At 60.1% G+C, this 4,631-nt stretch carries 8 protein-coding genes; 2 read left to right on the forward strand and 6 right to left on the reverse strand.

Annotation, left to right across the window (positions count from 1 at the left end; genetic code table 11):
• The 3 genes from FS320_RS47320 to FS320_RS38410 form a co-directional block, all read right to left on the reverse strand.
• Positions 1-355: hypothetical protein (locus tag FS320_RS47320; RefSeq protein ID WP_210252240.1), on the reverse strand; the 355-nt coding region annotated here is incomplete at its 3' end.
• Between the two features lie 632 nt (positions 356-987).
• Positions 988-1,332, reverse strand: coding sequence for a VanZ family protein (locus FS320_RS38405; RefSeq protein ID WP_152717550.1), 345 nt, complete (start codon positions 1,330-1,332; stop codon positions 988-990).
• 284 nt (positions 1,333-1,616) lie between these two features.
• Entirely contained in the window at positions 1,617-2,066 is a 450-nt protein-coding gene (locus FS320_RS38410; RefSeq protein ID WP_152717552.1) for a hypothetical protein, read from the reverse strand.
• 417 nt (positions 2,067-2,483) lie between these two features.
• Here FS320_RS38410 and FS320_RS50000 point away from each other — a divergent pair, with 417 nt between their 5' ends.
• Positions 2,484-2,609 carry a hypothetical protein gene (locus FS320_RS50000; RefSeq protein ID WP_274597282.1) on the forward strand — a complete coding sequence of 42 codons (126 nt, stop codon included), beginning with the start codon at positions 2,484-2,486 and terminating at the stop codon, positions 2,607-2,609.
• Between the two features lie 347 nt (positions 2,610-2,956).
• On the forward strand, positions 2,957-3,901 hold the full coding sequence (locus FS320_RS50005; RefSeq protein ID WP_152717554.1) for a calcium-binding protein: 945 nt from the start codon (positions 2,957-2,959) through the stop codon (positions 3,899-3,901).
• A 92-nt stretch (positions 3,902-3,993) separates the two neighbouring features.
• On the opposite strand, the gene FS320_RS38420 is transcribed toward FS320_RS50005, so the two are convergent.
• The 3 genes from FS320_RS38420 to FS320_RS38425 form a co-directional block, all read right to left on the reverse strand.
• Positions 3,994-4,200: a hypothetical protein gene (locus FS320_RS38420; RefSeq protein ID WP_152717555.1), complete on the reverse strand. Its 207-nt coding sequence runs from the start codon at positions 4,198-4,200 to the stop codon at positions 3,994-3,996.
• Positions 4,184-4,360, reverse strand: a complete 177-nt coding sequence (locus tag FS320_RS45575; protein ID WP_153885388.1) for a hypothetical protein — start codon at positions 4,358-4,360, stop codon at positions 4,184-4,186. Before FS320_RS45575 ends, FS320_RS38420 begins: the two co-directional genes overlap by 17 nt.
• A gap of 11 nt (positions 4,361-4,371) precedes the next feature.
• The coding region (locus FS320_RS38425; protein ID WP_210252241.1) for a hypothetical protein at positions 4,372-4,631 on the reverse strand (260 nt) is incomplete at its 5' end.

A 4,631-nucleotide genomic window follows, 5' to 3' on the forward strand; every position in this document is an offset into this window, starting at 1 on the left:
GCCAATCGCGGTCTGAAATCTCGGCCATCTCTCGCACGCTGGGACAGCGGCCCTTGAACGCGTTCAGGATTGCGGCTCTCACCCGCGACGGAACAGCATCCAGAGGAAAAGGCTCTTCCAAGGTCATAATCATCCCGCAACCTAAGCTGATTGAGTATTGCGGCGCGGATATCTTGTCCGATCCAAGGCAGGATGTCGGCGGATGTTCGGTTTTCGTCACTGTAACCTTTTGAGGTAACTGAATTTCTTCCAAATCCCGTAGCGGCGAATTTCCGACACGATCGTTTATCGAACTGGCGCAGGCGAGGCGAATGAGCTTCCGCTGACCCGGGCAGAACGAGGCAATTCTGTGCAAGCCCAGGATCTGAATGGGTCAGGGGCGACAGACGAGGCGCTGTGCGATCCAATCCTGGGCCAGCTCCAGATCGGCAAACGTGGGATGACTTGATCCATCCGAGCGGCCAAAGCCAGCCGCGTAATTCCGACGAGGCACCTTGGCCTTAGTCGCGCCAGCGTGAATTGACGCTGGCTAAAGACGGCGCATGATGAAGACCTGCTTGGAGAGGGAGCCTGCCCGCAGAGCAAGGAGCCCACCCACAGCCGAAGCCCTGGAGAGATCTGGGGCTTCTGGTGTTTTGGGGCCGCGAATGAGGCCGCTCGTCTGACACCAAGCTGATCGCGTAGATGCCGCGAATGTCGCAGAAGCCGTTGATGGAACGCCGCTAACCACGGTGAGCGCAGCCGCAGGAAATCAGTAGAGCAGGTTGGTCTTCTGGTATTAGGGATGTTGTCACGCGCACTTCGCCTCGTAGCCTTCACCTGACGGGGCCAAAGCTCAGAGGAGACGAATGCCTAACCCTAGAGCATCGGACGCGAAGTCAGATCCGGTGAGTTCTGCATTCCCGCAATCTCGGAGCCAATCTCGAAGCCGCTGGCAGTGCGTCCACTTAATGGTCCGATGCTCTAGGTGCGAACCGCCCGGTGCCCTTACGGGGCTCGCTTCTGGCGAGCCACAAACGTAGCGAACGCGGCCCCGAGGAGAGCGCCGGATGCCTTCACTACACCATCCGGAAGACGCCCATGGCGGCCTGGAACATAGTTTTGAGCGACTTCCAGGAAGCCCACGATCCCGACCAGCAGCACAAGGACGTGGAGGCGGTGTTTCGGGTAACCGAGGCCAAACGCGGCTCCCATGGCCGCAAAGGCTGCAAACCGCTCCAAGCTGACCGGAGATCCAGTGACAGGCCGGAACTCGATCGGCGTGAGGGTGAAGACCGTAATGGCGCAGAGGAGCAGCCATGCGACCCAGCGGAAGAAGGTCTTTGGTGTCATGGGGAGCGGTTTAGCCGATTGCGTCGGAACTGTGCATGGCTCTTTTGAGCTTCTGATGCCCACATAAATTCGCTGAAGGCCCTTTATGGAATTGGCTACGTTGAGAGGGTCTGTGCTCTGCGCTTCTCGAAGTGCGGCCATCGGTCGAAGAGTACAAAGCCCGATTGGACGCAATACAACGCAGCCGGGTCGTTCAGATAGAGGGAGGGGGCGAAAGGCCCCCTCCAATTGATTGGCAATCTTATACCGCTGGGATCAATCACTACGTTGATGGAAATGGCAGATCACGGTGCGACTACAAAATCACTACGCTGATGGAAATGGCAGATCACGTTGCGAACAAAAAAATTGGTAAAAAACTCAGGTCCTGCGAGGGGGCCACCCTCATATTCGACGGGATGGATGCGGATCTGGTTTAGGGTTTCATCATGAAGGACTGTGCTACCAAACGAGACGATCTGGGTGTGCCAACTATCCGGGTTTTCATCCTTGCTGGGAAGTAAGCTCCCAACTTGGATGCCATTGATTTGCACCCGCGCTCCAATCGCCGTGCCGTGCGTGAGGGTTTCGCCCCCCTTCACCATGAGCATAATGTAAGCGTTGCCTTCCTGTCCCGAGCCTGGGTGCCGGCCGATGGTGGGGAAGTTATTGACCCAACCGTCGGCCGTGTCGCCCGAACCGATCGTTACAATCCCGTCGCCTTGGATAACTGTGAAGTCACTAAGCAGAGGCATAAAATATCTCCGTGTTAGCAGTAATCCGGGATCACAACCCGGCGAATACACTCTGCTCTTGCGATCGAATATTATATGTGCCGTTTCACACAAACCCGCTCGATGGGCGGGATTTTGTTACCGTATACTGCAGGCAATTACTGCATTATGTGACGCGGATCACAGACAATACTTAAATTATAATTTAAGTATCTATTCATGTATTCATAAATATTTCAACATACTTAGGATTTTATATAATACATGGTGAGAATTTTGTTGTCGGGTGTCATTACTGAGAAGTGATGGAGGTAAATGGGTGTTATTTCTGCGACCCCTTCGCTCCTATACTCGAAGCAGCCGTCTGATAGCCGCACCGGTTCCGCTCCGCCGGCGCGCCCGAATGGGATGCTTGATGACGCTGAAAGGAGCGCGACGATGGAATTGACCCTCGAAGAGCAACAGGCCCTGCACCTTGCGAGAGCCCGTGCCCGCAAGCCAGCCGCCGGGCTCGATGCGGTCCACCTTGGGCATCGCCGCTGGGCTGGCTATCGAGGAGCCTAGCAAGGGAGGTACCCGGGTTGTCCGCAGGAGACGTCCACCGCGAATGAAGTGCCCGCTGGCTGGGGACATCCGACCATAGACGGCAATTTACCGTCGCCGGTGGGTTCACCCTGTGCAGGAAACCGCGCGTGGAGAGGCCCTGTTAGCACTTGAACGCTGCTCCCTACCCTGGACGCAGCAGAGTGGTAGGGAGTATTATAGAGCATAAATCTCGCTCATAACCATGTCGGGCGGCGGAGTGCCTAAGCCCGGCTACAGCGAACGCCAGGGGGCCGTGGCGCCCATACAACTCTCGTGCGCAGGAGTTCGGAACGAAGATCCGGTGGGCGCGAAGGGAGAAAGCAGCCATGGAAATAAACGGCAGCCCCAGGGCCAATCACTTCATCGGCACACCCGAGGCCGACCTCATCCGCGGTGAGGGCGGTAGAGACACCCTTGAGGGCCTCGGAGGGGACGACCGCATCGAAGGTGGCGACACCGACATTGGGCGAACCAGCCAAGAGGTCGGCGGGGCCATTGGCACCGTAGTTGGCGCCATAGTCGGCTTCTTTGCCGGCAATCCCGGCGCTGCCGCCGGCCTCGGTGCCGCGGCCGGCGGCCTGATCGGCCGCGGGTTCGACACCCGGGAGGCTGACAGAAACAACCCCGATACGCTCTTCGGCGGTGACGGCGACGATACTCTTCTCGGGGAGCGCGGCGACGATTATCTCAGCGGAGACGCCGGCAACGATAGCCTCAACGGCGGCGACGGTGACGATACTCTCGTCGGCGATCTTCTGCTCTTCGGCGATGATCCCCGCGGCCTCGGCAACGACACCCTCGACGGCGGCCCCGGTAACGATCTTCTCTTCGGCCTCCGCGGCGGCGACAATTTTGTCTTCGTCGTCACGCCTCTTCCTCCTGCCACTGGTGGCGTGGCCGGTCCTATTACTGGCGCCGATGGCGTGGCTGGTCCCATTACTGGCGGCGGTGGCGTGGCTGGTCCTATTACTGGCGGCGGTGGCGTGGCTGGCCCCCTCGCTGGTGTCAACCCTTTCACCTTCAACAACGACACCGTCATGGACTTTTCGAGCTTTGAGTTGGAGAGGGACCGCATCGTTGTGGACGCCCCCAACGCCGCCGCCGCGCAAGCCATGGTCGACAACGCTCGCCCCTTTGGCGAGATCACCGACGCCGATCGCAACGTGGACGCTGTGCCGGATGGCCTGCGGCTGGACTTCGGCCCGGGGAACACTCTCACCGTCCGAGGCGTGACCTCCCTGACAGTGGGAGGGGACATCTTGTTCATATGAGGTGGCCACCGTGCGGGCCACAAGCCGCATCGGATGGAGCCGAAGCAGGCGGGAACGCCCTCTGGGGCACGAAAGCGCCGCGCGGCGCGTCCTCACGCTTTGGGTTCACAGGGCACCGCCGCGCCCGTGCTCTGCTGGCCGGGGAACTGTTGCTGGCCCCTTACGCAGTAGGCCAGCAGTAGGCCGACCACGGCCAGGGCGATCGGGTCACCTGGGTAAACCGGCGCAAAGCCTTTGTGGTAGCCGTGCATAGCCATGGCGATGGCCAGGAGGCCGATCCAGTTAGGTGCGAGCTTCATCGTTGTTCTCCGGCTTGGTGCGGTTGGTGCACTCCTGGCGGATCTCCGCCTCCAGCCGCTCCACGGCGGCCTCGACCTTGCCCTCGCGCAGCAGGGGCAGGATTTCCGCAGCCAGCTCGCAGCGGCCTCTGCGGGCGGCGGCAGCGCGACGGCGTTTCATGTCATGTCGCATCATGCTCTCCCCTGGAACGGTGCGTTCATCGGGTTCCGGCCCTCGGCCAGCTTCGCCGCCTCCAGCAAGGCATCGGCCATCAGCCGCGCCTCGAAGGGGCTCAGGAGCCGGACGGCGCTGAGGATCGGATCTTCGTTGAAGATGTCGACCAACACGCAGCCGTCCTCGTCGGTATCGACCTCGATCTGCGTCTCGACCCACAGCAGCGCAGCCGCGCCGGGCAGGTGTTCGTCGGTCATGTTAACGCTTCGAGCCATGG

This window comes from Microvirga tunisiensis, assembly GCF_009296175.1.
Taxonomy (GTDB): Bacteria; Pseudomonadota; Alphaproteobacteria; order Rhizobiales; family Beijerinckiaceae; genus Microvirga; species Microvirga tunisiensis.